This is a genomic window from Roseateles sp., from assembly GCF_039595595.1.
In the GTDB taxonomy this organism is placed as follows: Bacteria; Pseudomonadota; Gammaproteobacteria; order Burkholderiales; family Burkholderiaceae_C; genus Roseateles.
In genome coordinates, this window is the sequence record NZ_JBCNLG010000003.1 from 306,585 (window position 1) to 332,633 (window position 26,049).

Below are 26,049 nucleotides of genomic sequence, written 5' to 3' on the forward strand. Positions count from 1 at the left end.
CCCGGCGGGCATCCGGCTTGCTCCGGCCTGGGGATGGAAACGACGTCGTTGCGAGCCCATCATGACCTCCGAGATGCCTGTCACCCACGCGATGCTGCCCGTGCTCACCTCCCTCGACAGGGCGGATGCCGCATCGCGGCCGCAGCCGTTGGGGGCGCAGGGCCGCAGCTTCGTCGACCGGCACGATGCCGGGCGGCAACTGGCGGGACGGTTGGCGGCCTATGCCCATCGTGACGACGTGATCGTGCTGGCGCTGCCGCGCGGCGGCGTGCCGGTGGCGGCGGAGGTCGCGCGGGCGCTGGACGCGCCGCTGGACATCCTGGTGGTGCGCAAGCTCGGTCTGCCTGGCCAGCCCGAGTACGCGATGGGCGCGATCGCGTCCGGCGACGTGCGGGTGCTCAACACGCAGGTGATCCAGCAGTTGGCGATCAGCTATTCGGCGATCGACATCGTCACCCGCGCCGAACTGCGAGAGCTGCACCGGCGCGAGAAGCTCTATCGGGGCGATCGGCCAATGCCGGCGGTGGCGGGACGGCAGGTGGTGCTGGTGGATGACGGGATGGCGACGGGCGCGTCGATGCGCGCGGCGGTGCACGCGCTGAGGGAGCTGGCGCCGGCGAGGATCGTCGTGGCGGTGCCGGTCTCCGCGGTGGAGACCTGCCGCCTGCTGGCGCAGGACGCGGATGAGGTCATCTGCGGCCAGACACCGGAGCGCTTCCGCTCGGTCGGGCAGTGGTATGAGACCTTCGAGCAGACCACGGATGACGAGGTGCGGCGCTTGCTGGCGGCCTTGGCGGAGACCGCGATCCCGGCGAAGTCCTGAACCGCTCAGCGCGCTTCGACTGGCACCCTCAACAGCTCAGCGGGGCCGAATGTCGCCCTCCTCCTGTGGGCGCTTGGTGGAACACCCTCGCTCGCGTTCACGATCTCAGCTGAACAAGCGCCGCGCCACCGCGCTGCCCGCCGCGAGATCCCGCGCCGCCAGCGACTTGTAGAGCTCCGCCAGTTCCTGCCCGATCGCCTGGAACGCGTGCAGGTGCAGCACCTGGCCGCGGTCGTCGCAGACGTCGGCCTCGAAGTCGCGCGCCAGCGCGCGCGCCGCCTCCTGCCAGTTCGCGAAGGGCTCCAGCGCCTCCGGCGTCTGCAGCACGTCCAGCGCCAGCGTCAGCTCGCGCAGCGACGACGCTTGCGGATCCTCCGCCAGCGCCGCCTGCGCATCGAAGTTCAGCGTCAGCAGCGGCGGCGCGCCCTCCTCCGCCGCCGGCAGCACCAGCCGGCCCGGCATCGAGCCCGGCACGAAGCCGTGCCGCAGCGCCCCCTGCTGCACGAAGCCCAGCGTCCACGCCGCGCCACGCGCCCGCAGCACGATCGCCAGCTGCGCATCGTGGCTGGCCGCGAACTGGTCCAGCTCCCGCGCCCGCGCCACCACGTCCAGCATGTCCGGGAACTCCGGCATCGCGCCGATGCCGTCCGCGAAGCCCTGAATCTTCTGCACGAACTCCGAGTACTCGATTTCGTTGAGCGCCCCGCTGCGGTTGGCCATCTGCAGCCCCGCCTGGAATTCGCTGTAGCGCTGGCCCGGATGCGGCAGCTCCCATTCGCCGCTGTCAGCGTTCAGGCCTTCGACCTGGAAGGGCTTGGTCCCCGCCCGCCGGCTGCCCGGCAGGTGCGACAGCGCCATCTCGCCGCTCACCGGCGACTCCGGCGTCAGCGTCGCGATCGCGTCGATCAGCGCGTCGATGCGCGTCGAGGCCTTGCGCGTGCGCGCCACCGCCGGCACCGTCTCGTCCAGCGTGCGCAGGTCCGGCAGCGCGGCGCCATCGGCCGCGCCATCCAGCGTGATCACCGGCTCGCCGTTGGCGCCCTTGCCACCGGCGCCGCCCAGGTTGGGCTCCTGACGGTCCCCCACGGGAGCGAGCGGCTCGGCGCGCCGCGGGCCCGCCTTGCGCGCGCTCCACCAGCCCTGCGCCAGCAGCCCCACCAGCACCACACCGCCCAGCGCGGCCAACAGCGTCGTCAGGTTCCAGTCCGTCGTCATCGCTCGTTTGCTCCTGCGGCCCCGCGCGCCCCGTGCACCACGTGCGCCGCGCTGACCGTCGTCATCCTCATTGCTCGGCCATCGCCAGCGCGGATTCCATGTCCACCGCCACGATGCGCGACACGCCCTGCTCCTGCATCGTCACGCCGATCAGCTGCTTGGCCATCTCCATCGCGATCTTGTTGTGCGAGATGAACAGGAACTGCGTGATCTTGCTCATCTCCGACACCAGCCGCGCGTAACGCTCGGTGTTGGCGTCGTCCAGCGGCGCGTCGACCTCGTCCAGCAGGCAGAACGGCGCCGGATTGAGCTGGAAGATCGCGAACACCAGCGCGATCGCCGTCAGCGCCTTCTCGCCGCCCGACAGCAGGTGGATGGTCGAGTTCTTCTTGCCCGGCGGCTGCGCCATCACCTGCACGCCGGCATCCAGGATCTCGTCGCCGGTCATCACCAGCTTGGCCTGCCCGCCGCCGAACAGGCTCGGGAACATGCGGCCGAAATGCTCGTTGACCTGGTTGAAGGTCGTTCCCAGCAGGTCGCGCGTCTCCAGGTCGATCTTGTGGATCGCGTCCTCCAGCGTCGTGATCGCGCTGGTCAGGTCCGCGTACTGCGAATCCAGGAAGGTCTTGCGCTCGCGCGCCGCGCCCAGCTCGTCGAGCGCCGCCAGGTTGACCGCGCCCAGCGCGGCGATCTCGCGCGTGATGCGGTCGATCTCGCCCTGCAGTCCGTACAGCTTCACGCCGCCGTCCTCGATGCCCCGGGCCAGCGCGTCCAGATCCACGCCCGCGGCCACCAGTTGCTCCATGAACTGGGCCCCGCCCAGCGAGGCCGCCTGCTCGTCGAGCTGGAGCTTGGTGATGCGCTCGCGCAGCGGATCGAGCGCGCGCTCGATCGTCATGCGCTGCTCCTCGCTGCGCTTGAGGCGCTGGCTGAGGTCGTCGTAGTGGGCGCGCACGACGGCCAGCGCCTGCTCGCGCTCCATCTTCAGCGCCAGCGCGTCCTGCAGCCCGGCCTGCGCCGCGGCATCGTCGAGTTCGGCGCGCTCCTGCGCCATGTTCTGCACGGTCTGCTCGTTGACCTGCACCTGCTGGCGCGAGGTCTCGATGCTGCGCTGCAGTTCGCCGCGCTTGGCCGCCAGCGCGCGGGCGCTGAACACCGCCTCCTGCGCGCGGCGCTCCAGCACACGCTGGTGCTCGCGCGCCTCGGCCAGCTTGCGCTCGGCCTGGATCACCGCCTCGTCGAGCTCGGCATGCTTCTCCTGCGTCGTCGCGAGCTGCAGATCCAGCTCCTCGAAGCGCGCCTCGCCTTCCATGCGGCGCTCCATCAGCGCCTCGGTCTGCGCGTCGATCTCGCCCAGCTCGTCGTCGAGCTGCGTGCGCCGCGCGACGGCGGCCTCGGTCTGCTGCGCCAGGCGCAGCAGCTCGACCTGCAATTGATGGGCACGGGCCTGCGTCTCGCTCGCCTCCCGGCGCACGACCGCCAGGCGCTGCGACACGTCCGTGTACACGGCTTCCGCGCGGACGGCCTGGGCGCGCGACTCGTCGGCGATCAGCGTCTGCGCGCGCTGCTCGCGCTCCAGGTTCTCGATCTCCTGCGCGCGCGCCAGCAGACCGGCGGTCTCGCTGTCGGGCGCGTAGAAGCTGACCGCGAACTGGCTCACCGCATGGCCCTCGCGGGTCATGATGACTTCGCCGTGGCTCAGCTTGGGGCGCTGCGTCAGCGCGTCCGCGATGGACTCGGCCGTGTAGATGCCCTCGAGCCAGTCGTTCAGCAGCGCCTTCATGCCGCTGGACTCGAGCTTGAGCAGGTCGCTCAGCGGCGCCAGCGCGCGATGCGTGTTGGCGATGTCACCGCTGGGCAGCGAGTAGAACGCCAGCCGCGCCGGCGGCGGATCGGATGAGAAGGCCTGCACCGTCTCCAGCCGGCCCACCGACAGCGCGCCCATGCGCTCGCGCATCGCCGCCTCGAGCGCGTTCTCCCAGCCTGGCGTGATGTGCAGCTGCGTCCACAGGCCCTTGATGTCCTGCAGCCCGTGCTTGGCCAGCCAGGGCTTGAGCTTGCCCTCGGTCTGCACCTTCTCCTGCAGCGCCCGCAGCGCGGTCAGGCGGGCGACGATGTCGGTCAGCTTCGCGGCCTGCTGCTGGGACTCCTGCTGCGCCTGCTGGCGGGCTTCGTCGGCGGCAGGCGCCGCTTCCGCGAGTTCCGCCAGCCGCGCGTCCGCGACGGCTTGCTGCTCGTCGGCCGCCGCCGAGAGCCGCTTCACCTCGTCGAGCTTGTCGTGCTGCGGCGCTGCCAGGCCTTGGCGTTCCTGAGCGAGGCGCTCGCGGCGGCCGCGCAGCCCCTTGAGCTGCTCGTCGACGCTGCGGCTTTCCGCCGCCAGCACCTGGATCTGCTGCTGCACCTGCGTGACCTGCGTGCGCTGCTCGTTGGCGCGCGCCTGCGCGGCGCGCACCTGGTCCTCGACCTCCGGCAGCTTCATCGCCTGATCCTCGGCCTGCGCGGCGAGGATCTCGCTCTGCTCCTCGGCCTGCGCGATCTGGGTGGCGACGTCGTCCAGTTCCAGCTGCGCCTGCTCGGCGCGCTCCTGCCACTGCTGGTTCTGCGCCTGCAGCTCGACCAGCCGCTGCTCCAGCCGCTGGCGCCCTTCGACGACATAGCGGATGCGCTCCTCGAGCCGGCTGACCTCCATCTGCGCCTCGGCCATGCGGCCCTGCGCGGCATGCAGCTCGTCGCCGGCGCCGTAATGGGCCTGGCGGACGGTCTCGAGCTCGGCCTCGAGCTGGCGCAGCTCGGCCATCTTGGCTTCCAGCGCGTTGACCGCCTCCGAGTGCTCGCTCTTCACCCGCGCCGACTCGCCGGCCGCGTCGCGGTGCTTCAGGAACCACAGCTGATGCAGCTTGAGCGTGCCCTGCTCCTGCAGATGGCGGTAATTCGCGGCGACCTCGGCCTGGCGCTCCAGCTTCTCGAGGTTGCTGTTCAGCTCGCGCAGGATGTCCTCGACGCGGGTCAGGTTCTCGCGCGTGTCCTTCAGGCGGTTCTCGGTCTCGCGGCGGCGCTCCTTGTACTTGGAGACGCCGGCGGCTTCCTCGAGGAACATGCGCAGTTCCTCGGGCTTGGATTCGATGATCCGGCTGATCGTGCCCTGGCCGATGATGGCGTACGCGCGCGGGCCCAGGCCGGTGCCCAGGAAGACGTCCTGCACGTCGCGCCGGCGCACCGGCTGGTTGTTGATGAAGTAGCTGGACGTGCCATCGCGCGTGAGCACGCGCTTGACGGCGATCTCGGTGAACTGGTTCCACTGGCCGCCGGCGCGCGCGCTGGTGTTGTCGAACACCAGTTCCACGCTCGAGCGGCTGGCCGGCTTGCGGTTGCCCGAGCCGTTGAAGATCACGTCCTGCATGGACTCGCCGCGCAGTTCGCTGGCCTTGCTTTCGCCCAGCACCCAGCGCACCGCGTCCATGATGTTGGACTTGCCGCAGCCGTTGGGTCCGACGACGCCCACCAGTTGCCCGGGCAGCTGGAAGTTCGTCGGATCGGCAAAGGACTTGAAGCCCGAGAGCTTGATCGAGTTCAGTCGCATCGAGACGTTCGAACCATGACCTGCCCGGAATGTGAGCCAAGTCTTTGATTTGATTGTGGAAACGCCCCTTGAAGGGGCGTCCGGTTCGCGGCGGATGATACCATCGCGCCCTTCGTCTTTTCCCCAGCCCCATGGCCAAGAATCCCTCCGCCAAGCCGGCCGCCAAGGCGGCCCCCAAGTCGGCCCTGAAGTCGGCAAAGTCCGCCACGGCCGCGCCCAAGATGCGCGAGATGCCGCCCAACCCGCCCAGCCGGCCCAGCAAGGAGATCCACGTCTTCCCCAACCCGGCCCCGGAGCGCGACTACGTCATCCAGTTCCAGATCCCCGAGTTCACCTGCCACTGCCCGCTGACGGGCCAGCCGGACTTCGCGCACTTCACGATCGACATGATCGCGGACCAGTACTGCGTCGAGCTCAAGAGCCTGAAGATGTACTTCTGGAGCTACCGCGACGAGGGCGCGTTCCACGAGAAGGTGACCAACACCATCCTCGAGGACATCGTGAAGGTCACGAATCCGCGCTTCATCCGCATCACGGCCAAGTGGTACGTGCGCGGCGGCATCTACACCAACGTCGTGGCCGAGCACCGCAAGAAGGGCTGGAAACCGCTGCCGGCGGTGGACCTGCCGGCGCACGGCTTCGAGACCGGGCTGCTGCGCTGATCCGCGGCTTGCCGCCAGGACCGGATCCCGCCGGATGGCCCTCGCCTACGACAGCGCCACGCAGTTCGTCGCGGTGGCGCTCAAGCGCAGCCGCATCGACGGCTACGGCGTGTTCGCCGCCGAGGACATCCCCGCCGGCACGCGGCTGGGATTGCTGACCGGCGAATCAATCACCGTGGCCGAGGCCCGGCGCCGCGCGCAGCAAAGCCGCCGGCTGATGCTGGTGGAACTCTCGCCGGCGCGGGCGATCGACGCGAGCCGCTCGCAGGACGCGATGCGCTTCACCAACCACAGCTGCCGGCCCAACGCCCGCATCCAGGTCGAGGACGGCGAGGTCAGCTTCTTCGCGACCGAGGACCTGCGCCCCGGCGACGAGATCACCGTCGACTACGGCGTGACCCACCACGAGGGCCGCCTGCCTTGCCGCTGCGGCGCGCCCGGCTGCCGAGGCTCGCTCTGAGCGTCAACCCAGCGTTGTCCAGCCGAGTACGGCAGCCGCGAGGGCCCCGCCTATGATTCCGCGCATGAGCACGTCCCCCGCCTCGTCCCTGGCCGATCCCGCGGCCCCTCCCCCGGTCAACCCGCGATTGGCGCTCCTGAACCCCTATCCCTTCGAGCGCCTGCGCACCCTGACCCAGGGCATCGTCCCCAACCCCGATTACCGCCCCATCTCGCTGGGCATCGGCGAGCCCAAGCACCCAGCGCCCAAGCTGGTCGAGGATGCGCTGATGGCCAACCTGAAGGGCCTGTCCAGCTACCCCGCCACGGCCGGCGAGCCCAAGCTGCGCGAGGCCATCGCGGGCTGGCTGCAGCGCCGCTATGCGCTGAGCCTGGATCCGGCCACGCAGATCCTGCCGGTCAACGGTTCGCGGGAAGCGCTGTTCGCACTGGCGCAGGTCGTGATCGATCCGAGCCGCCCGGGCGCGACCGTCGTCTGCCCGAATCCGTTCTATCAAATCTATGAAGGCGCCGCGCTGCTGGCCGGCGCCACGCCCGCCTTCGCGAACTCCGACCCGGCCCGCAACTTCGCCGCCGACTGGTCGCAGATCGACGACGCCACCTGGGCCCGCACGCAGCTGCTCTACGTCTGCTCGCCGGGCAATCCGACCGGCGCGGTGATGCCGCTGCCCGAGTGGAAGACGCTGTTCGAACTCAGCGACCGGCATGGCTTCGTGATCGCGTCGGACGAGTGCTACTCCGAGATCTATTTCCGCGATGGCCCCGACGCCGCGCCGCTGTCGGGCCTGCAGGCCGCGGTCCAGCTCGGCCGGCCGGACTTCCGCAACCTGATCGCGTTCACCAGCCTGTCCAAGCGCTCCAACGTGCCGGGCATGCGCTCGGGCTTCGTCGCCGGCGACGCCGCCTGGATCAAGCGCTTCCTGCTCTATCGCACTTACCACGGCTCGGCGATGAGCCCGCTGATCCAGGCCGCCAGCATCGCCGCCTGGAACGACGAAGCCCACGTGATCGAGAACCGCGCGCAGTACCGCGCCAAGTTCGCAGCCGTCACGCCGCTGCTGGCGCAGGTGCTGGACGTGGCCCTGCCCGACGCGGGTTTCTACCTGTGGGCGGCGGTGCCAGACGGTAACGATATTGGCTTCGCCCAGGGCTTGCTCGCTCAATACAATGTCGGCGTTCTGCCCGGCAGCCTGCTGGCCCGAGACGCCCACGGCCTCAACCCGGGCGCCGGCCGCATCCGCCTGGCGCTGGTGGCCGGACAGGCCGAATGCCTGGAAGCCGCCCACCGCATCGTCTCCTTCGCGAAGCAACTCAAGACCTCCGCCTGATCCGTCCCGCCGCGCGGCACCGCGCGTGCCGCCGGACGTGTCCCACCGACCCGAATCGATCGAATCCTCGAGATCCCCACCATGACGCAAGACCTGCAATCCATCATCGACCTGGCCTGGGAAGGCCGCGCCAACCTGACCTCGGCCAACAGCCCGGAAGTGCGCGCCGCCGTGGACGAGGTCCTGGCCCGCCTGGACGCCGGCACGCTGCGCGTGGCCGAGCGCAAGACCGTCGGCGAATGGACGGTGCATCAATGGGTCAAGAAGGCCGTGCTGCTGTCGTTCCGCTTGAACGACAACCGCCAGATGGGCGCCGGCGACATGACTTTCTTCGACAAGGTCCCGACCAAGTTCGGCGGCATGAGCGACGAGGCGCTGCGCGCCACCGGCGTGCGCGTGGTGCCGCCGGCCGTGGCCCGCCGCGGCAGCTTCATGGCCAGGAACGTGGTACTGATGCCGTCCTACGTCAACATCGGCGCCTACGTCGACGAAGGCACGATGGTCGACACCTGGGCCACCGTCGGTTCCTGCGCCCAGATCGGCAAGAACGTCCACCTGTCCGGCGGCGTCGGCATCGGCGGCGTGCTGGAGCCGCTGCAGGCCAACCCGACCATCATCGAGGACAACTGCTTCATCGGCGCCCGCTCCGAGATCGTCGAGGGCGTGATCGTCGAGGAGAACTCGGTGATCTCGATGGGCGTGTACATCGGCCAGAGCACCCCGATCTACGACCGCGAGACCGACACCGTCTCCTATGGCCGCGTGCCGGCCGGCTCGGTGGTCATCAGCGGCAGCCTGCCCAAGAACGACAAGTACAGCCTGTACGCCGCGATCATCGTGAAGAAGGTCGACGCCGGCACGCGCGCCAAGACCAGCATCAACGAACTGCTGCGCGCCTGAATCGGGCCCCCTACCGGCTTCGCCGGCCCCCTCAAGAGGGGGCGAGCCCGTGAGCCCGGCAAAGCCGGCCTCAGGGCTCCGCTTGGTACAACGAACTATCCGCTTTGGAAGGGACGGAGATGAGCACTGGAAACATGGAGCGCATCCTGCGCCTGATGGCCGAGAAAGGCGCGTCCGACACCTATCTGTCGGCCAACATGCCGGTGCTGATCCGGATCAACGGGCAGATGCTGCAGCTGTCGGACCAGCTGCTGACGCCAGCCCAGCCGCGGGCGCTGATCTCCGAGGTCCTCGACCCGCAGCACCTGGCCGAGCTCGACGCCAACGGCGAGCTCAACATGGCGGTCTCGATTCCCAAGGTCGGCAGCTTCCGGCTCTCGGGCTTCCGCCAGCGCGGCTCGATCGCGGCGGTGTTCCGCCACATCCCGCACGTCATCCCGACGCTGGACAGCCTGTCCCTGCCGCCCATCCTGGGCAAGCTGATCACCGAGAAGCGCGGCCTGATCCTGATGGTCGGCGCCACCGGCACCGGCAAGAGCACCACGCTCGCGTCGATGCTGGAGCACCGCAACCAGACGATGACCGGTCACATCCTCACGATCGAGGATCCGATCGAATACCTGTTCACCAACAAGCGCTCGCTGGTCAACCAGCGCGAGGTCGGCCGCGACACCGCCTCGCTGAACACCGCGCTGAAGAACGCACTGCGCCAGGCGCCGGACTGCATCCTGATCGGTGAGATTCGCGATCGCGAGACGATGACCGCCGCGATCTCGTACGCGCTGTCGGGCCACCTGGTGGTCGCCACGCTGCACGGCAACAACAGCTACCACGCGCTCAACCGGATCATGTCCTTCTACACGCCGGAGTCGCGCCCGGCGATGCTGAACGACCTGGGCGCGGGCCTGAAGGCGGTGATCTCGCAGCGCCTGGTGCGCGCCGCCGCGGGCGGCCGCGTGCCGGTCACCGAGATCCTGCTCAACACCAAGCTGATCGCCGAGCTGATCGAGCAAGGCGACTTCGCCGGCGTGAAGGAGGCCATGGAGAAGTCGATCGCCGAAGGCTCGCAGAGCTTCGAGGAGCACTTCGCCAAGCTGATCACCGAGGGCGCGATCACGCGCGAGGAAGGTCTGGCCTTCGCCGACTCGCCGACCAACCTGCTCTGGCGCCTGCAGAACGACGGTCCCGGCGTGAAGCCCGGCGGCCCCGGCGCGCCGAAGAAGGAAGAGCCCGCGGACGACACCGCCAACTTCACGTCGATCACGCTCGACGTGCAGCCGGGCTGACGGCCGCGTGATGGACGAGCGCACGCTCGCGCTGCTCGAGCAGCTGATCGCCCGCCCTTCGGTGACGCCCGACGACGCCGGCTGTCTGGAACTGATCGGGCAACGCCTGGCCGCCGCCGGCTTCGCGCTGGAGCGCATGGACAGCGGCCCCGACAGCTTCCGCGTGGCCAACCTGTGGGCCGTGCGCCGCGGCCGTGAGGCCGAGGGTCCGGTGCTGGTCTTCGCCGGCCACACCGATGTCGTCCCCACCGGCGATCTGGCCAAGTGGAGCAGCGACCCCTTCGTCCCCACGGTGCGCGGCGGCCGTCTGTACGGGCGCGGCGCGGCGGACATGAAGACCTCGCTGGCGGCGATGGTCGTGGCGGCGGAGGACTTCGCCGCGGCGCATCCGGACCACCGCGGCAGCGTCGCCTTCCTGCTCACCAGCGACGAGGAAGGCCCGGCGCGCGATGGCACCGTCGTCTGCGTCGAGCGGCTGCGCGCGCGCGGCGAGCGGCTGGACTACTGCATCGTCGGCGAGCCGACCTCGGTCGAGCGCCTGGGCGACACGGTCAAGAACGGCCGCCGGGGTTCGCTGTCGGGCAAGCTGCGCGTCATCGGCATCCAGGGCCATGTCGCCTACCCGCAGCTGGCGCGCAACCCGGTCCATCAGGCCGCGCCGGCGCTGGCCGAGCTCGCGGTGACCGAGTGGGATGCCGGCAACAAATACTTCCCCCCGACGACCTTCCAGATCTCCAACATCGCCGCCGGCACCGGCGTGGGCAACGTCATCCCGGGCGAGCTGGTGGTGGACTTCAACTTCCGCTTCTCGACCGAATCGACGCCCGACACGCTGCGCCAGCGCGTGCACGCGCTGCTCGATCGCCATGGCCTGGAGTACACGCTGGACTGGACGCTCTCGGGCGAGCCCTTCCTGACGCCGGTGGGCGCGCTGTCGGCCGCGATCGGCGCGGCCATCGCCAGCGAAGCCGGCGTGACCACCGAACTCTCCACGACCGGCGGCACCTCGGATGGGCGATTCATCGCCAAGCTGTGCCCCCAGGTGGTGGAATTCGGACCGCTCAATGCGAGCATCCACAAGATCGATGAATACGTGCCGCTGGACCAGATCGCGCCGCTGACGCGCATCTACCGCCGCACGCTGGAGAATTTGCTGCTGTGACGCTGTTGGAACTGATCGAGGCCCAGGCCGCCCGCCTTTCAGAGGCGGGCGTTTCGTTTGGGCATGGCACCGCGAACGCCTTCGACGAAGCCGCCTGGCTGGCGCTGTGGGCGCTGGACCTTCCCCTGGACGCGCTGGACGAGCACGAGGCCGATGTCGTCGACGACGCCGGCCGCGCCAAGACCGAGGCGCTGGTGGCCGAGCGCATCACGACGCGCAAGCCGGCCGCCTACCTCACGCGCGAGGCCTGGCTGCAGGGCGTGCCCTTCTACGTCGACGAGCGCGCGATCGTGCCGCGCAGCTTCATCGCCGAAGTGCTCGCGGACGCGACCATCGACGCCTGGCTGTCCGACCAGACGACCCGCGTGCTGGACCTGTGCACCGGCAACGGCAGCCTCGCGGTGCTGGCGGCGATGGCCTGGCCCGAGGTGTCCGTCGACGCGATCGACCTGAGCGCGGACGCGCTCGCGGTCGCGGCGATCAACGTCGAGCGTCACGGCCTCCAGGACCGGATCCGGCTGCTGCAGGGCGACGGTCTCGCGCCGGCGCAGGGCGCGTATGACCTGATCCTGTGCAATCCGCCTTACGTCAACAGCGCCTCGATGGCCGCCCTCCCCGACGAATATCGCGCCGAACCCGAGCTCGCGCTGGCCGGCGGCGATGACGGCATGGACTTCATCCGCCGCCTGCTGGCCGACGCGCCCGCGCGGATGAGCGCGCAGGCGGTGCTGGTTCTGGAGATCGGCAACGAGCGCGCGTTCTTCGAGGCTGCCTTCCCGCAGCTCGAAGCCGCCTGGCTCGAGACCTCGGCCGGCGAGGACCAGGTGCTGCTGCTGACGCGCGAAGCGCTGACGGCGGCCGGCTTCGGCACCACGGGAGCGTCCGCATGATCACCTTGCGCAACGTGGTGCTGCGGCGCGGCACCAAGATCGTCCTGGACGACGCGAGCGTCGTGCTGCAGCCTGGCGAGAAGGTCGGCCTGGTCGGCCGCAACGGCGCGGGCAAGTCCAGCCTGTTCGCGCTGCTGACGGGCCGGCTGCACAGCGACAAGGGCGACGTCGAGATTCCGCGCCACTGGGCACTGGCCGAAGTCGCCCAGCACATGCCCGAGACCGACATGCCGGCCACCGAGTTCGTGCTCGAGGGCGACATCCGGCTGATGGCCGCGCGCCAGGCGCTGGCCGACGCCGAAGCGGCCGACGACGGCCACGCGATCGCCGATGCCTACGCGCAGCTGATGGACGCCGGCAGCCTCGATGCCTCGGCCCGCGCGCAGGCGCTGCTGATGGGCCTGGGCTTCAAGGGCACGCAGGTCGACGCGCCGGTGAACAGCTTCTCCGGCGGCTGGCGCATGCGGCTGCAACTGGCGCGCGCGCTGATGTGCCCGTCCGACCTGATGCTGCTGGACGAGCCCACCAACCACCTGGACCTGGACGCCCTGGTCTGGCTGGAAGCCTGGCTGCAGCGCTATGAAGGCACGCTGATCATCATCAGCCACGACCGCGAGTTCCTGGACGCGATCACGAAGGTGACGCTGCATCTCGACGAGACCAAGCTGCATCGCTACGGCGGCAACTACACCGCCTTCGAGGCCATGCGCGCCGAGCGCATGCTCCAGCAGCAGCAAGCCTTCGACAAGCAGCAGGAGCGCATGGCGCATCTGCAGAAGTTCATCGACCGCTTCAAGGCCAAGGCCAGCAAGGCCAAGCAGGCGCAGAGCCGCGTCAAGGCGCTGGAACGCATGGAGAAGCTGGCGCCGGTGCTGACCGCGTCGGACTTCAGCTTCGAGTTCCGCGAGCCGCTGAACCTTCCGAATCCGATGCTGATGTTCGACACCGTCTCGGTGGGCTACGACACGGACGAGGGCGAGAAGGTCATCGTGCGCGGCATCGACCGCTCCGTGCTGGCCGGCCAGCGCTTCGGCATCCTGGGGGCGAACGGCCAGGGCAAGTCGACCTTCGTGAAGACGGTGGCGCGCATGCAGCGCCCGATGAGCGGCACCATCACCGAGGGCAAGGGCCTGTCGATCGGCTATTTCGCGCAGCAGGAAATGGACGTGCTGCGGCCCGACGAGGGCCCGCTGATGCACATGATCCGGCTGGCCAAGGAGGTCAGCCCGAATGCGCGCGAGCAGGAGCTGCGCGACTTCCTGGGCCAGTTCCGCTTCGTCGGCGACATGGTGAACCAGGAGGTCGGCAGCCTGTCCGGCGGCGAGAAGGCGCGGCTGGTGCTGGCGATGCTGGTCTGGCAGCGCCCCAATCTGCTGCTGCTCGACGAGCCCACGAACCACCTGGACCTGCAGACCCGCGAGGCGCTGTCGATGGCGCTCAACGAGTTCGAGGGCACGGTGATGCTGGTCAGCCACGACCGCGCGCTGCTGCGCGAGGTCTGCGACGAGTTCTGGCTGGTGGCCGACGGCAAGCTCGCCCCCTTCGACGGCGACCTGGACGACTATCAGCGCTGGTTGCTGGAGCAGTCCAAGGAGGCCGCGAAGCTGGCGAAGGAAGAGGCCAAGCAGGCGCTGCGCGAGGCGCGAGGCGGCAGCGCGCCGGCGCCCGCGGCCGTGACTCCGGAGCCCGCGCAAGCGCCCGCGGCGCCCGTCAAGCGCGAGGATCGCAAGCTCAGCGGCCAGGCGCGTCAGAAGCTCAATGAGCAGACGCGGCCGCTGCGCAAGGAGATGGAGCAGATCGACGCGAAGATGAAAGCCTGGGCGGAGGAACGCGCGGCGCTGGAAGCGCAGCTCTCCAGCCCCGGCCAGACGCCCGCTCAGATCGCGGACGCCGGCAAGCGGCTGAAAGCTATCGGCGATGAGATCGACGAAGCCGAGATGCGCTGGCTGGAGCTGAGCGAGCAGGTCGACGCGATCCAATCCGCCAGCTGAGCCCTTGCGCCCTGGCGCCCCCGGGGCCGATAGTTCGCGTCAACCGCGGACAAAGACCATTTCAATTGTACGCAATTGAATTGCTCGCTACAGTTCATCCCATGCCGACGACGAACTCCTCCAGCCCCGAAGACGCTGCCTCTGTCAGCGCCACCGGCGGCCAGCCCTCGATGCCCGCCGGCACCGACTGGCTGAAGCTGGACGTTCAGCTTTGCTTCGCGCTGTATTCGACCTCGCTGGCGATGACCAAGCTCTACAAGCCGCTGCTGGCGCCGCTTGGCCTGACCTACCCTCAATATCTCGTGATGCTGGTGCTGTGGGAAATGGAGGGCCTGGGCGTCTCGGAACTCGGACAGCGGCTGAGCCTGGATTCCGGCACGCTGACGCCACTGCTGAAGCGGCTCGAGGCCAGCGCGCTGATCGAGCGCCAGCGCGCCCGCAGCGACGAGCGCCGCGTCGAGATCCACCTGACCGCCGCGGGCCGCGCGCTGCGCGATCAGGCGGTCGGCATCCCGGAGCACCTGGCCTGCGCCAGCGCCTGCGGTCCGGCCGAACTCGAATCACTGACACGCCGTCTGCAGGAGTTGCGGACCAATGTACTGACCCATCTCGCCGCCGACCCCGCCCCCGATGCCGCCGCCCTCGCGGCGGACTACGGCGGGGACGGCAATCCCTGACCCCACGGTTTTCCCCACCCTCTCACCACCAAGGAGCCCCACATGGCCATCGAGAAAGCCCTCTACACCGCCACCGCCACCGCCACCGGCGGCCGCCAAGGCACTGCCCAGTCGTCCGACGGCGCGCTGAAGGTCGAGCTGTCGACGCCCAAGGAACTCGGCGGCGCCGGCGGCAGCGGCACCAACCCGGAACAGCTGTTCGCCGCGGGCTACTCGGCCTGCTTCATCGGCGCGATGAAGGCCGTCTCGGCGCGCAACAAGGTCGCGCTGCCGGCTGAAGTCTCGATCACCAGCGAAGTCGGCATCGGCCCGCACGCCAACAAGCCGGGCGCCTTCGGCATCGCCGTGTCGATGAAGATCTCGGTGCCGGGCATGGACCGCGCCCAGCTGGAGAAGCTGGTCGCCGAGGCCCACGAGGTCTGCCCGTACTCCAACGCGACCCGCGGCAACGTCGACGTCTCGCTGACGATCGTCTAAGCCTCGCGACCGCCCGGTTCACGCCGGGCTCGCCATGAAAAAAGCGCCGGCATCCGCCGGCGCCTTGTCGTTGATGCGATGCCTCAGCGTTGCTGGAGCAGCGCGAGCATCAGTTCGACGCGCGCCGCCCAGGGCGACAGCGCCGCCGCGGGCTCGCCCTCCGCGCCGACGATGCGGCCTTGCGCGCACCGCGTCGTCCGCCACACCGGCACGCCGGCATGCTTGAGCGCCCGCACCGGCGCCTCGAGCGCCTGATTCACCGTGCCGTTGCCCGTGCACGCCAGCACCAGCCCCTGCAGACCGGCCGCCCGCCATGCCTCGAGCGAACGCGCGTCGGCACCCGCATGGCTGGCGAGCACCTCCACCCAGGGCCACTGAGCCCCATCTTCCGGCAGCAGCGCCGCGCCAAGCGCCTCGCCCACCGGCCAATCGCGGAAGCGCCGCACGATGCCCTCCTCCACCACGGCCAGCGGCCCGGCATCGGGGCCCGCCTCGAAGGCGTCGAGCCGGTAACTGTGCGTCTTGCGCAGCTCAAGCCCGGACCAGACCTGACCCGCCACGACAGCGATGACGCCTCGCACGCCGTCGCTCTCGGCGACGGCGACGGCGTCCAGCAGGTTCTGCGGCCCATCCGCCTGGATGGCGGTCGCCGGCCGCATCGCCGCGGTCAGGACGACGGGCTTCTCCGGCGCCAGCACGCGCTGCAGCAGATAGGCGGTCTCCTCCAGCGTGTCGGTGCCGTGCGTGATCACCACGCCGCGCACCTCCGGCCGGTCCAGATGCTCCCGCACCCGCTTCGCCAGCCGCGCCCACGTGGCGTGATCCATGTCCTTGCTGTCGAGCTGGGCCAGCTGTTCAGCCTCCAGCGACTTGGCCGCCAGCGCCGGGACCGCCTTCACCAGCGACGCCACCGACAGCGAACCCGCCTTGTAGCCGACGTTGTCCGTCGCGCTGCCCGAAGCCCCGGCGATCGTCCCGCCGGTGCCGATGATCACGAGGGTCTGCGCCGCACTTTGCAATTTGTCGTCTCCTGTATAAAAATCCAGATGCTGGATGAATTCTCAGCCAGTTTTCGAACCTCGATCGAGAACTCGACTCCTGGCCGCGAAATCCCGTCCCGTCCTCAATGGAATAAAGGCCAGTGCCCGTGGATACACCACCCAAACTCACCGCCCGCCAGCAACAGATCTTCGATCTGGTCCGCGACAGCATCGAGAGCACCGGCTCCCCGCCCACCCGCGCCGAAATCGCGCAACAACTGGGGTTCAAGTCCGCCAATGCCGCCGAGGAACACCTGCAGGCGCTCGCCCGCAAGGGCGTCATCGAACTGGTGGGCGGCACGGCGCGCGGAATCCGCCTGCCCTCGACGGCGCTTCGCCAGGTCAATCGCGCCCGCGAGCACAGCCAGTTCGCACTGCCACTGGCGAGCCTGGCGCAACTCACGCTGCCACTCGTGGGCCGGGTCGCCGCCGGCGCCCCCATCCTCGCCGAGGAACATGTGGAGCAGCACTATAGCGTCGACCCCTCGATGTTCTCGAAAGCGCCCGACTTCCTGCTACGCGTGAAAGGCATGAGCATGAAGGACATCGGCATCATGGACGGTGACCTGCTCGCCGTGCAGAAAATCAGCGAGGCGCGCAATGGCCAGGTGGTCGTCGCGCGCATTGGCGACGAGGTCACCGTCAAACGATTCCAGCGCCATGCGGGTGGTATTCGGCTGCTACCGGAGAACACCGATTTCGAGCCCATCGACGTCACGCCGGATGAGCACTTCGCCATTGAAGGCTTGGCTGTTGGACTGATCCGGTCCGGCGGGTTTCACTGACCGTATCGGGGCGGCGCATGTCCGCGCGAAAGACGCACACGAAAGCTGCTTCGGCCGCAGAATGCCGGACGCTGCGGCAGATTCCCAACATCGGCCCCGCAATGGCCCGGGATTTTGAATTGATGGGGATCCGGCAACCCGCGGATCTCATCGGCGCCGATGCATTCGCGCTTTATCAGCGGATTTGCAAACTGACTGGCCAGCGCCATGATCCTTGCGTACTGGATACCTATATGGCGGCCGTCGATTTCATGAACGGCGCTCCGGCCAAGGATTGGTGGAGTTATACCGATCAGCGCAAGCGCGAGTATCCAGACCTCTGAATACCGCATCGAACAGCGATCCACATCATTCGAACAGGCAAAGAAAAAACCCTGTCGACTTGCATCGACAGGGTTTCAATGTTGGCGGAGTGGACGGGGCTCGAACCCGCGACCCCCGGCGTGACAGGCCGGTATTCTAACCAACTGAACTACCACTCCAGATACGACGTTGTTAAGCACATCGATATCGTTAGCGAACAAGTTTCGCTGCAAGCCATCGATTCCATTCAGAATCGCGATGCAGCCAAGCGTTGTCAAACTTGGCGTCCCCTAGGGGATTCGAACCCCTGTAATCACCGTGAAAGGGTGGTGTCCTAGGCCTCTAGACGAAGGGGACTAAACCTTCTTGCCGCGACTCGGTCCGCGCCCAGTTTCCCGAAGGATTCTGGTGGAGGTAAGCGGGATCGAACCGCTGACCTCTTGCATGCCATGCAAGCGCTCTCCCAGCTGAGCTATACCCCCGAATGCTTTCGCATCGAATCGGTACGCAGCCCGAGTCTCAACTCATTGTTGGCGGAGTGGACGGGGCTCGAACCCGCGACCCCCGGCGTGACAGGCCGGTATTCTAACCAACTGAACTACCACTCCAGATACTCAAGATCTTTCGATCCGTCGCATCAAACTTTTCTCGCTTTGCCTTCATCCATTGCTTGATGTCGGCGCTGCGTCGATTTCGTTACTATACCTGATTTTGACAACGATCAAATCGACTTCCGAAGAATTTTTCGATTTTCTCGATCAATCTCTGATCAGTAACCAAGCTCGAAAACTTGGCGTCCCCTAGGGGATTCGAACCCCTGTAATCACCGTGAAAGGGTGGTGTCCTAGGCCTCTAGACGAAGGGGACTAAACCTTCTTCCTTGAACCGCGCGCCACGCAAACCGAAGTTTGGTGGAGGTAAGCGGGATCGAACCGCTGACCTCTTGCATGCCATGCAAGCGCTCTCCCAGCTGAGCTATACCCCCTTCGGGGATTCGATCCGGCTTCTCTTCGGTTTCCTGGAATCTCATCGGGGAGCTTGCGCTCCCCGTTTTGATTCGCTGTCTGCCGCTTCGAAGTTCGTTTCGAACAACGCGCTGTTCAAGCGAGAACGAGAGTATAGACCGAGTTTTAAACGGAACGCAAGCGGTTCAACAAAATTTCTTTGTCGAAGAGTTCCAGCACCGCATCGACCGACGGCGTCTGCGTCCGGCCGCAGGCCAGCACGCGCACCGGAATTGCCAGTTGCGGCATCTTCAGACCATGCGCGGCGATCGTTTCCTTGATGGCGGCGCTGATCGCGGCCTTGTCCCAGGTGCCCAGCGCCTCGAGCTTGTCGGCGAGCGTCAGCACCGCCGGTTTGACGGCCTCGGTCAAATGCTGCGCGCGGTCCGCGTCGCCGATGGTGACCGGCGACACATACATCGCCAGCCAGTCGGCCAGCGCCACCGTGGTGCTGCAGCGGTCCTTGAACAGGCCGCACATCGCCTCGAGCCGCGCCGGCGCCGCCAGGCCTCGCTTGGCCAGTTGCGCCGCCACCAGCGTCGCCAGCCGCGCGTCGCCGGCCAGCTTGATGTAATGGGCGTTGACCCATTCGAGCTTGGCCGGATCCCATTGCGCCGGGCTCTTCGAGATGTGCCCCCCGTCGAACCACGACACCATCTGCTCGATCGAGAACAGCTCGTCATCGCCGTGGCTCCAGCCCAGGCGCGCGAGGTAATTCAGCATCGCCTCGGGCAGATAGCCGTTGTCCTCGTAGGCCGTCACGCTGACGGCGCCGCGGCGCTTGGACAGCTTCTGACCGTCGTCGCCCAGGATCACCGGAATGTGCCCGAACGCCGGGAGCGGCGCCCCCAGCGCGTTGAAGATGTTGATCTGCCAGGGCGTGTTGTTGATGTGCTCGTCGCCGCGGAAGACATGGGTGATGGCCATGTCCCAGTCGTCGATCACCACGGCGAAGTTGTAGGTCGGCACGCCATCGGGCCGCAGGATGATCAGGTCGTCGATCTCGCGGTTGTTGATCGTGATCGGGCCCTTGACCAGGTCATTCCAGGTCACGTCGCCGTCGAGCGGATTCTTGAAGCGCACCACCGGTGTCACGCCTTCGGGGATCGCCGGCAGCGTCTTGCCGGGTTCCGGACGCCAGGTGCCGTCATAGCGGCGCTTCTCGCCGCGCGCCTCCTGGCCGGCCTTCATCGCGTCCAGTTCTTCCGGCGTGCAGTAGCAGCGGTAGGCCGTGCCCGCCGCGATCATCTGTTCGACGACCGCGTGATAGCGCTCCAGGCGCTGCATCTGGTAGATCGGGCCCTCGTCGTACACCAGGCCCAGCCATTTCATCGAAGCCAGGATCTGTTCGACCGAATCCTGCGTCGAGCGGGCGACGTCGGTGTCCTCGATGCGCAGCACGAACTGGCCGCCGAAGTGGCGCGCGTAGGCCCAGGAGAACAGCGCCGTGCGCGCGGTGCCCAGGTGCAGGAAGCCCGTCGGCGAGGGAGCGATGCGGGTACGGATGGTGGTCATAGGGAGTTCAAACCGCGGGCCAGGTCGGCCTTGATGTCTTCGATGTCTTCCAGGCCGACCGCGACGCGGATCAGGCCTTGCGTGATGCCGGCCGCCTGGCGCTGCGGCTCGGTGAGGCGGCCATGCGAGGTGCTGGCCGGATGCGTGATGGTGGTCTTGGTGTCGCCCAGGTTGGCGGTGATGGAGCAGATCGTCGTCTGGTCGATCACGTGGAAGGCGGCAGCCCGCCCGTTGTCCTCGGCGCCGCCCCTGACGATGAAGGACACCACCGCCCCGCCCTGCCCGCCTTGCTGGCGCATCGCGAGCTCGTGCTGCGGGTGCGATGTCAGGCCCGGGTAGTAGACCCGCTCGACGGCGGGATGCGACTCCAGCCACTGGGCCAGCACGGCGGCGCTGGCGGTCTGCGCCTTCATGCGCACCGACAGCGTCTCCATGCCCTTGAGCACGACCCAGGCGTTGAACGGCGACAGCGACATGCCCACCGAGCGCATCACCGGCGTGAACACCTCGTCGACATGTCTGGCCGACGCGCAGATCGCGCCCGCGATCACGCGGCCCTGGCCGTCCAGATACTTGGTGCCGGAATGGATGATGAAGTCCGCGCCCATCTTCGCCGGCTGCTGCAGCGCGGGTGACGCGAAGCAGTTGTCGACCGCCAGCAACGCGCCATGGCCGTGCGCGATCTCCGCCAGTGCGGCGACGTCGCAGACCTCGGTCAGCGGGTTGGTCGGGGTTTCGGCGAACAGCAGCCGAGTGTTGGGCTGCAGCGCGTTCTTCCATTCCGCCAGGTCGGTCTGCGAGACGAAGGTCGTCTGGACGCCGAACTTGCCGAACTCGCCCTGCAGCAGCTTGATCGTCGAGCCGAACACCGAGCGCGAGCACACCACGTGATCGCCGGCCTTCAGCAGGCCCATCACCAGCAGCATGATCGCGGACATGCCCGAGGACGTCGCGATGCAGGCCTCGGTGCCCTCGAGCGCGGCGAGCCGGCGCTCCATCATCATGACCGTCGGATTCGAGAAGCGGCTGTAGACGAAGGCCTCTTCCTCGTTGGCGAAGCGGCGCGCGGCGGTCGCCGCGTCCGGGTGCACGAAGCTGCTGGTCAGGAACAGCGCCTCGGAGTTCTCGCCCCACGGCGTCGCGGGCAGGCCTTCGCGGACCGCGAGCGTGTCCAGCCGTGCGTCGGCGGGCAGCGCCACGCGCGGGATGCCGCCCTTCTTGTCGCTCGTCATCACTGGTCTCCGCCGCTCTGCAGGGCCAGGCGGCTGCGCGCCGGCAGGTCCTCTTCCTCGGGCTGCGACTTGCGCTGCGCCTGCAGCGTCGCGAAGTCCTCGGCCGACACGTCGCCGGTGATGTAGGTGCCGTCGAAGCACGAGGCCTCGAAGCCATTCAAGCCCGGACGCAACTGGGCGACCACGCGCTTCATCGCATCGACGTCCTGGTAGATCAGCGCGTCGGCGCCGATGAACTGGCGGATCTCCTCGATCGAGCGGCCATGGGCGATCAGCTCTTCCTTGGTCGGCATGTCGATGCCGTAGACGTTGGGGAAGCGCACCGGCGGCGCGGCCGAGGCCAGGTAGACCTTGTTGGCGCCGGCCTCGCGGGCCATCTGCACGATCTCCTTGGAGGTCGTGCCGCGCACGATCGAGTCGTCGACCAGCAGCACGTTGCGGCCCTTGAACTCCAGACCGATCGCGTTGAGCTTCTGGCGCACCGACTTCTTGCGCGTGGACTGGCCCGGCATGATGAAGGTCCGCCCGACATAGCGGTTCTTGACGAAGCCCTCGCGGTACGGCTTGCCAATCCGGTGCGCGAGCTGCATCGCCGAGGGGCGGCTCGATTCCGGGATCGGGATGACGACGTCGATCTCGCTGGGCGGGATCGTCGAGATCAGGCGCTGGGCCAGCGTCTCGCCCATGTTCAGGCGCGCCTGGTAGACCGAGATGCCGTCCATCACCGAGTCCGGCCGCGCCAGATACACGAACTCGAACATGCAGGGGTTCAGCGTCGGGTGCTCGGCGCACTGCTGCGTGTGGATCGCGCCGCTGGTGTCGATGAACAGGGCCTCGCCAGGCGCGAGGTCGCGCGTCAGCGTGTGGCCGGTGCCTTCGAGCGCCACGCTCTCGCTGGCCACCATCACCTCGCCGTCGCCCGATTGGCCGAAGCACAGCGGCCGGATGCCATAGGGATCGCGGAATGCGAGCAGGCCGTGGCCGGCGATCAGCGCGATCACGCCATACGAGCCCTTGATGCGCTTGTGCACCGTGCTTACCGCCTTGAAGATCTGCGCCGGCGTCAGCGGCAGGTCGCGGCCGGCCATCTCCAGCTCGTGCGCCAGCACGTTGATCAGCACCTCGGTGTCGCTTTCGGTGTTGATGTGGCGGCGGTCGACCTCGAACAGCTCCGCCTTCAGCGCGTGGGCGTTGGTCAGGTTGCCGTTGTGGACCAGCACGATGCCGTAGGGCGCGTTGACGTAGAAGGGCTGCGCCTCTTCCTCGCTGTAGGCGTTGCCGGCGGTGGGATAGCGGACCTGCCCCAGCCCGACATTGCCCGGCAGCGCGCGCATGTTGCGGGTGCGGAACACGTCGCGCACCATCCCGCGCGCCTTGTGCATGAAGCACTTCTGGCCCTGCATGGTGACGATGCCGGCCGCATCCTGGCCGCGGTGCTGCAGCAGCAGCAGCGCGTCATAAATCAGCTGGTTGACCGGCGCCTTGGAAATCACACCGACGATGCCGCACATGGGAGGTCCTTCAATGCTCTGGGAACGGGAGGAAAGCGAAGGCCGGGGCGCTCGTGACGCTCAGGCCGGAATGTAGTCGTGCAGGGCCTCGGGCAGCAGCGGCCGGACCTGCGCCAGCGCCGCCTGCAGCCACGGGGCGGCTTGGGATCCGGTCCAGGCCTGCGACTTCGCGGCCGGGGTCATGCCGATGATGACGGTGGCCAGCAGCGCCAGCAGCGCCGCGCGCAGCACGCCGAAGCCCGCGCCGCCGAGCCGGTCCAGCACGCCCAGCGGCGTCGCGTGGATCAATGCCCGGATCAGCTTGGCGCCGATGCCCCAGATCAGCAGCACCAGCACGAAGGCCAGCACCAGCCCGATGGCGTGGGCCATCGCCGGGCCGGGCCGGTCCAGCGGGATGAAGCGCTCGACCATCGGCGCGACATAGGGCGCGGCCACGTAGGCCACGGCCCAGCCGGCGAGCGTCATCACCTCGAAGACCAGGCCGCGCCATGCGCCCAGCAGCACGGACACGGCCACCAGGGCCAGCAGCGCAAGGTCGACCCAGTTCATCGTGGCGATCGGTTCGGATTGAAGGGGTCATGGCGGTCCATCGGGCGATCTCCGTGCCGGCCGGTCAGAGCGTCAGCACGGCGGGCGCGAGGCCGCCGCCGCGGACCTTCGCCGCGGCCTTGTCGGCCTCGTCCCGCGAGTTGAAGGGGCCCACGCGGACGCGCACGCGCTTGCCATCCGCGGTGTCAACGGCCTGGGTGTAGGTCTTCAGGCCCATGCGCTCGACCTTGGCGCGCACGTCCTGCGCGGCCTTGCCGTCGGCATAGGCGCCCACCTGGACGATGAAGCGCGCCCCAGAGGGGGCGGCATCGGGTTTTCTGTCCGGCGTGGCGCGGCCTTCCAGCAGGGCCTGCGCACGGGCCGCGTCGGCGGCGCGGTGATCGGGCCGGGCATCCGCCGGCTTCGCGTCCGCCTTTGAGTCCGGCCTGGACTCGGGCTTGCGCTCGGGTCTGGCCTCGGCGACCTTCTGCTCGGGCTTGCGCTCGGGTTTCGGTTCCGGCTTCGTCTCCGGCTTCGTTTCCGGCTTGGGCTCGACGCGCGCGGGGCGGGACGCCTCGGCGATCGCGGCGCGCTCCTCGGGCTTGGGCTCGGTGCGCGCGGGCGGCACCGGATCCGGCACCGGCACGGCCTGCGCGGGCGGCGGCACGGCGCGGTCCGCGGCGGCCTGCTCGGGGGTCTCGGTGATGATGCCGCGGCCGGCGTCGCCATCGGCCGCAGCGCGCGGCGCTTGCGCCGCAGGTGTGGGAATGGCCAGCGGCACGGCGCCGTCCTTGCGCGGGATGTCGATCGGCAGGTCCACCGGAATCGGTCGGGGCTGGGTCTCGAACAGCAGCGGGAAGACGATCACCGCGACGCCCACCAGCACCGCCGCGCCGATCAGCCGGCGGCGGGCCCTGAGGCGCAGTTGCTGGACGTCGTCGACCGCGTCCGCGCCGGCGCGTCCGCGGCCACGTCCGCCGTCACCGGAACGGCCCCGTTCGCGCTCGGCGCCTCGGTCACCGGAGTCGTTCGCTTCGCCGCGCTTCAGGAAGGACAGAAAACCCATGGAATCGGAAGGCCTGGTTGTTGCCGAGAGATCGCCAGATGGAAGCCGCCTCCGGAGCGGAAAGCGGCCCTTTCCGCATCTACGGTCAGGGCCGCCGGCTTCAACTGCGACAGGTTCGAATGCAGCGTTGCGATGCGTTCAACGGGCGCAGGATCAAGGCTGGGATTCCGGCTGGACGCCGCTGCCCAGTCTCGGGATGCCGTGCCTGAGCACGCCGCCCACGGTGAAGAACGAACCGAAGACCAAAATTCTATCAGCGGGGTCCGCCTCGGCCGCCGCCTCGGACAGCGCCGCCATCGGGTCCGGATGCAACGAATGCCCCACCGCCTTGGGCGTCTGCAGCGTGCCCGCCGCGCGGGCCTCGTCGAAGCGCTGCTGGAGCGCCTGGGCGGTCGCCGCACGGGCGATCGGCAGGTCGCAGAAATGCCAGCGGTCGATCAGCGGCGAGATCCGCGCCAGGATGTTGGCCAGGTCCTTGTCGGCCATCGCGCCGAACACCGCGCGGGTGCGCGGGTAGAAGCCCATCTGGTCCAGGTTCTGCGCCAGCGCCGCCACCGCGTGCGGGTTGTGCGCCACATCCAGCACCAGCATCGGCGAACCGGGGATCACCTGGAAGCGCCCGGGCAGCTCCACCAGCGCCAACCCGGCCCGCACGGCCTGCGCGGAGACCGGCAGGCGCTCGTACAGCGCCTCGAACGCCGCCAGCACGCCCGAGGCGTTCAGCAACTGGTTGACGCCGCGCAGCGCCGGGTAGGACATGCCGCTGTAGCGCCGCGCGCGCCCCGCCCACTGCCACTGCTGGCGGTCGCCCGAATAGCTGAAGTCGCGCCCGAGCTGGCGCAGGTCCGCGCCGATGACCTGGGCATGCGCCGCGATCGACGCCGGCGGCATCGGGTCGGACACGATCGCCGGCTTGCCCGGCCGCATGATGTGCGCCTTCTCGCGTCCGACCGACTCGCGATCCGGACCGAGATACTCGGTGTGGTCCAGGTCGATGCTGGTGATGACGCTGCAGTCGGCATCGATCACGTTGACCGCGTCCAGCCGCCCGCCCAGGCCGACCTCCAGGATCACCAGGTCCAGCGGCTCCGAGGCCAGCCGGTGCAGGATCGCCAGCGTGGTGAACTCGAAGTAGGTCAGCGTCAGTTCGCCACGGGCCTGCTCGACCGCCTCGAAGTGCGGCAGCAGCGAGGCCGCGTCCACCGGCGCGCCGCCGACGCGGCAGCGCTCCTGGAAGTGCACCAGGTGCGGCTTGATGTAGAGACCGACGCGGTAGCCGGCCTGCAGCGCGATGCTTTCCAGCATCGCGCAGGTCGAGCCCTTGCCATTGGTGCCGGCCACCATCACCACTGGCGTGTCGGCGCCAAAGCGCAGGCCCAGCCGGTCGCGCACCTCGGCGACGCGGGCCAGGGTCATGTCGATCTCCTTGGGGTGGAGCCGCTCGCAGCGCGACAGCCAGGCCTCCAGCACCTGCTGGGCGTCGCCGCCCGGGGCCAGTTGCGGGATCGACAGGTCGTTCGGGGAAGAAGTCATCGGAATGTCCAAGGCTCAAATGAAGACGGCCAGACCGGGTCCGGTCTGGCCGTGCTGAGTACCGGGACTGCCTGCGAGACGG

The 26,049-nt window shown here is 68.6% G+C and carries 22 protein-coding genes and 6 tRNA genes; 13 read left to right on the top strand and 15 right to left on the bottom strand.

All coding sequences use genetic code 11. From position 1 onward, the window contains the following. Positions 1-61: 61 nt before the first annotated feature. Complete coding sequence (locus tag ABDW61_RS06490) at positions 62-823, top strand: phosphoribosyltransferase (protein ID WP_343637393.1); 762 nt, start codon at positions 62-64, stop codon at positions 821-823. Between the two features lie 105 nt (positions 824-928). Here ABDW61_RS06490 and ABDW61_RS06495 read toward each other — a convergent pair whose 3' ends face one another. Next, positions 929-2,038, bottom strand: coding sequence for a cell division protein FtsZ (locus tag ABDW61_RS06495; protein WP_343637394.1), 1,110 nt, complete (start codon positions 2,036-2,038; stop codon positions 929-931). 67 nt (positions 2,039-2,105) lie between these two features. Continuing rightward, the gene (smc, locus tag ABDW61_RS06500; protein ID WP_343637395.1) at positions 2,106-5,618 is read right to left on the bottom strand and encodes a chromosome segregation protein SMC; all 3,513 of its coding nucleotides are present in this window, start codon (positions 5,616-5,618) and stop codon (positions 2,106-2,108) included. 230 nt (positions 5,619-5,848) lie between these two features. Between smc and queF the strand changes: the two genes are divergently transcribed. The 10 genes from queF (at position 5,849) to ABDW61_RS06550 (ending at position 15,450) form a co-directional block, all read left to right on the top strand. Beyond that, entirely contained in the window at positions 5,849-6,280 is a 432-nt protein-coding gene (gene queF / locus ABDW61_RS06505; protein ID WP_091725219.1) for a preQ(1) synthase, read from the top strand. 34 nt (positions 6,281-6,314) lie between these two features. Continuing rightward, positions 6,315-6,740 carry an SET domain-containing protein-lysine N-methyltransferase gene (locus tag ABDW61_RS06510; RefSeq protein WP_343637396.1) on the top strand — a complete coding sequence of 142 codons (426 nt, stop codon included), beginning with the start codon at positions 6,315-6,317 and terminating at the stop codon, positions 6,738-6,740. A 64-nt stretch (positions 6,741-6,804) separates the two neighbouring features. Continuing rightward, on the top strand, positions 6,805-8,067 hold the full coding sequence (dapC, locus tag ABDW61_RS06515) for a succinyldiaminopimelate transaminase (protein ID WP_343637397.1): 1,263 nt from the start codon (positions 6,805-6,807) through the stop codon (positions 8,065-8,067). 81 nt (positions 8,068-8,148) lie between these two features. Next, positions 8,149-8,967 carry a 2,3,4,5-tetrahydropyridine-2,6-dicarboxylate N-succinyltransferase gene (gene dapD, locus ABDW61_RS06520; RefSeq protein WP_343637398.1) on the top strand — a complete coding sequence of 273 codons (819 nt, stop codon included), beginning with the start codon at positions 8,149-8,151 and terminating at the stop codon, positions 8,965-8,967. Positions 8,968-9,086: 119 nt separating this feature from the next. Continuing rightward, positions 9,087-10,253, top strand: coding sequence for a PilT/PilU family type 4a pilus ATPase (locus tag ABDW61_RS06525; RefSeq protein WP_343637400.1), 1,167 nt, complete (start codon positions 9,087-9,089; stop codon positions 10,251-10,253). Positions 10,254-10,263: 10 nt separating this feature from the next. Beyond that, positions 10,264-11,415 carry a succinyl-diaminopimelate desuccinylase gene (gene dapE, locus ABDW61_RS06530; protein WP_343637402.1) on the top strand — a complete coding sequence of 384 codons (1,152 nt, stop codon included), beginning with the start codon at positions 10,264-10,266 and terminating at the stop codon, positions 11,413-11,415. Beyond that, positions 11,412-12,305, top strand: a complete 894-nt coding sequence (gene prmB / locus ABDW61_RS06535; RefSeq protein ID WP_343637404.1) for a 50S ribosomal protein L3 N(5)-glutamine methyltransferase — start codon at positions 11,412-11,414, stop codon at positions 12,303-12,305. The genes dapE and prmB overlap by 4 nt, the downstream gene beginning before the upstream one ends. Continuing rightward, on the top strand, positions 12,302-14,296 hold the full coding sequence (locus ABDW61_RS06540; RefSeq protein WP_343637406.1) for an ATP-binding cassette domain-containing protein: 1,995 nt from the start codon (positions 12,302-12,304) through the stop codon (positions 14,294-14,296). Before prmB ends, ABDW61_RS06540 begins: the two co-directional genes overlap by 4 nt. Before the next feature lie 170 nt (positions 14,297-14,466). Further along, positions 14,467-14,973 carry a MarR family transcriptional regulator gene (locus ABDW61_RS06545; protein WP_343637589.1) on the top strand — a complete coding sequence of 169 codons (507 nt, stop codon included), beginning with the start codon at positions 14,467-14,469 and terminating at the stop codon, positions 14,971-14,973. Between the two features lie 42 nt (positions 14,974-15,015). Next, complete coding sequence (locus ABDW61_RS06550; RefSeq protein ID WP_343637408.1) at positions 15,016-15,450, top strand: organic hydroperoxide resistance protein; 435 nt, start codon at positions 15,016-15,018, stop codon at positions 15,448-15,450. Positions 15,451-15,533: 83 nt separating this feature from the next. On the opposite strand, the gene ABDW61_RS06555 is transcribed toward ABDW61_RS06550, so the two are convergent. Beyond that, positions 15,534-16,469: an asparaginase gene (locus ABDW61_RS06555; protein WP_343637410.1), complete on the bottom strand. Its 936-nt coding sequence runs from the start codon at positions 16,467-16,469 to the stop codon at positions 15,534-15,536. A 128-nt stretch (positions 16,470-16,597) separates the two neighbouring features. Here ABDW61_RS06555 and lexA point away from each other — a divergent pair, with 128 nt between their 5' ends. Then, positions 16,598-17,275 (top strand): transcriptional repressor LexA, encoded by a 678-nt coding sequence (gene lexA, locus ABDW61_RS06560; protein WP_343637412.1) that lies wholly within the window; start codon positions 16,598-16,600, stop codon positions 17,273-17,275. Between the two features lie 17 nt (positions 17,276-17,292). Beyond that, a complete protein-coding gene (locus tag ABDW61_RS06565) occupies positions 17,293-17,598 on the top strand; it encodes a helix-hairpin-helix domain-containing protein (protein WP_343637414.1) in 306 nt (101 codons plus the stop codon). A gap of 82 nt (positions 17,599-17,680) precedes the next feature. On the opposite strand, the gene ABDW61_RS06570 is transcribed toward ABDW61_RS06565, so the two are convergent. From ABDW61_RS06570 to folC, 12 genes are all read right to left on the bottom strand, one after another. Further along, positions 17,681-17,757 (bottom strand) — tRNA-Asp (locus ABDW61_RS06570). Positions 17,758-17,859: 102 nt separating this feature from the next. Further along, a tRNA-Glu gene (locus ABDW61_RS06575) sits at positions 17,860-17,935 on the bottom strand. Positions 17,936-17,984: 49 nt separating this feature from the next. Then, positions 17,985-18,060, bottom strand: a tRNA-Ala gene (locus ABDW61_RS06580). Between the two features lie 49 nt (positions 18,061-18,109). Continuing rightward, a tRNA-Asp gene (locus tag ABDW61_RS06585) sits at positions 18,110-18,186 on the bottom strand. Positions 18,187-18,369: 183 nt separating this feature from the next. Further along, a tRNA-Glu gene (locus ABDW61_RS06590) sits at positions 18,370-18,445 on the bottom strand. Between the two features lie 42 nt (positions 18,446-18,487). After that, positions 18,488-18,563: transfer RNA gene (locus ABDW61_RS06595), tRNA-Ala, on the bottom strand. A gap of 145 nt (positions 18,564-18,708) precedes the next feature. After that, on the bottom strand, positions 18,709-20,097 hold the full coding sequence (gltX, locus tag ABDW61_RS06600) for a glutamate--tRNA ligase (protein ID WP_343637416.1): 1,389 nt from the start codon (positions 20,095-20,097) through the stop codon (positions 18,709-18,711). Beyond that, the gene (locus ABDW61_RS06605) at positions 20,094-21,329 is read right to left on the bottom strand and encodes an O-succinylhomoserine sulfhydrylase (RefSeq protein ID WP_343637418.1); all 1,236 of its coding nucleotides are present in this window, start codon (positions 21,327-21,329) and stop codon (positions 20,094-20,096) included. The genes gltX and ABDW61_RS06605 overlap by 4 nt, the downstream gene beginning before the upstream one ends. Beyond that, a complete protein-coding gene (gene purF, locus ABDW61_RS06610) occupies positions 21,329-22,840 on the bottom strand; it encodes an amidophosphoribosyltransferase (RefSeq protein WP_343637420.1) in 1,512 nt (503 codons plus the stop codon). The genes ABDW61_RS06605 and purF overlap by 1 nt, the downstream gene beginning before the upstream one ends. A gap of 60 nt (positions 22,841-22,900) precedes the next feature. Then, positions 22,901-23,389 carry a CvpA family protein gene (locus ABDW61_RS06615; RefSeq protein WP_343637422.1) on the bottom strand — a complete coding sequence of 163 codons (489 nt, stop codon included), beginning with the start codon at positions 23,387-23,389 and terminating at the stop codon, positions 22,901-22,903. 64 nt (positions 23,390-23,453) lie between these two features. Further along, complete coding sequence (locus tag ABDW61_RS06620; protein WP_343637424.1) at positions 23,454-24,434, bottom strand: SPOR domain-containing protein; 981 nt, start codon at positions 24,432-24,434, stop codon at positions 23,454-23,456. 153 nt (positions 24,435-24,587) lie between these two features. Then, complete coding sequence (gene folC, locus ABDW61_RS06625; RefSeq protein ID WP_343637426.1) at positions 24,588-25,967, bottom strand: bifunctional tetrahydrofolate synthase/dihydrofolate synthase; 1,380 nt, start codon at positions 25,965-25,967, stop codon at positions 24,588-24,590. Between the last annotated feature and the right edge of the window lie 82 nt (positions 25,968-26,049).

Bases quoted from the DNA above. Each gene is read 5' to 3' on its own strand.
- ABDW61_RS06545 (WP_343637589.1), top strand. From the start codon at position 14,467: ATGCCCGCCGGCACCGACTGGCTGAAGCTGGACGTTCAGCTTTGCTTC.
- ABDW61_RS06550 (WP_343637408.1), top strand. From the start codon at position 15,016: ATGGCCATCGAGAAAGCCCTCTACACCGCCACCGCCACCGCCACCGGC.
- gltX (WP_343637416.1), bottom strand. From the start codon at position 20,097: ATGACCACCATCCGTACCCGCATCGCTCCCTCGCCGACGGGCTTCCTG.
- smc (WP_343637395.1), bottom strand. From the start codon at position 5,618: ATGCGACTGAACTCGATCAAGCTCTCGGGCTTCAAGTCCTTTGCCGAT.
- ABDW61_RS06615 (WP_343637422.1), bottom strand. From the start codon at position 23,389: ATGAACTGGGTCGACCTTGCGCTGCTGGCCCTGGTGGCCGTGTCCGTG.
- dapE (WP_343637402.1), top strand. From the start codon at position 10,264: ATGGACGAGCGCACGCTCGCGCTGCTCGAGCAGCTGATCGCCCGCCCT.
- queF (WP_091725219.1), top strand. From the start codon at position 5,849: ATGCCGCCCAACCCGCCCAGCCGGCCCAGCAAGGAGATCCACGTCTTC.
- ABDW61_RS06620 (WP_343637424.1), bottom strand. From the start codon at position 24,434: ATGGGTTTTCTGTCCTTCCTGAAGCGCGGCGAAGCGAACGACTCCGGT.
- ABDW61_RS06525 (WP_343637400.1), top strand. From the start codon at position 9,087: ATGAGCACTGGAAACATGGAGCGCATCCTGCGCCTGATGGCCGAGAAA.
- ABDW61_RS06540 (WP_343637406.1), top strand. From the start codon at position 12,302: ATGATCACCTTGCGCAACGTGGTGCTGCGGCGCGGCACCAAGATCGTC.
- ABDW61_RS06495 (WP_343637394.1), bottom strand. From the start codon at position 2,038: ATGACGACGGACTGGAACCTGACGACGCTGTTGGCCGCGCTGGGCGGT.
- ABDW61_RS06605 (WP_343637418.1), bottom strand. From the start codon at position 21,329: ATGACGAGCGACAAGAAGGGCGGCATCCCGCGCGTGGCGCTGCCCGCC.
- purF (WP_343637420.1), bottom strand. From the start codon at position 22,840: ATGTGCGGCATCGTCGGTGTGATTTCCAAGGCGCCGGTCAACCAGCTG.
- dapD (WP_343637398.1), top strand. From the start codon at position 8,149: ATGACGCAAGACCTGCAATCCATCATCGACCTGGCCTGGGAAGGCCGC.
- folC (WP_343637426.1), bottom strand. From the start codon at position 25,967: ATGACTTCTTCCCCGAACGACCTGTCGATCCCGCAACTGGCCCCGGGC.
- ABDW61_RS06565 (WP_343637414.1), top strand. From the start codon at position 17,293: ATGTCCGCGCGAAAGACGCACACGAAAGCTGCTTCGGCCGCAGAATGC.
- dapC (WP_343637397.1), top strand. From the start codon at position 6,805: ATGAGCACGTCCCCCGCCTCGTCCCTGGCCGATCCCGCGGCCCCTCCC.
- ABDW61_RS06490 (WP_343637393.1), top strand. From the start codon at position 62: ATGACCTCCGAGATGCCTGTCACCCACGCGATGCTGCCCGTGCTCACC.
- ABDW61_RS06510 (WP_343637396.1), top strand. From the start codon at position 6,315: ATGGCCCTCGCCTACGACAGCGCCACGCAGTTCGTCGCGGTGGCGCTC.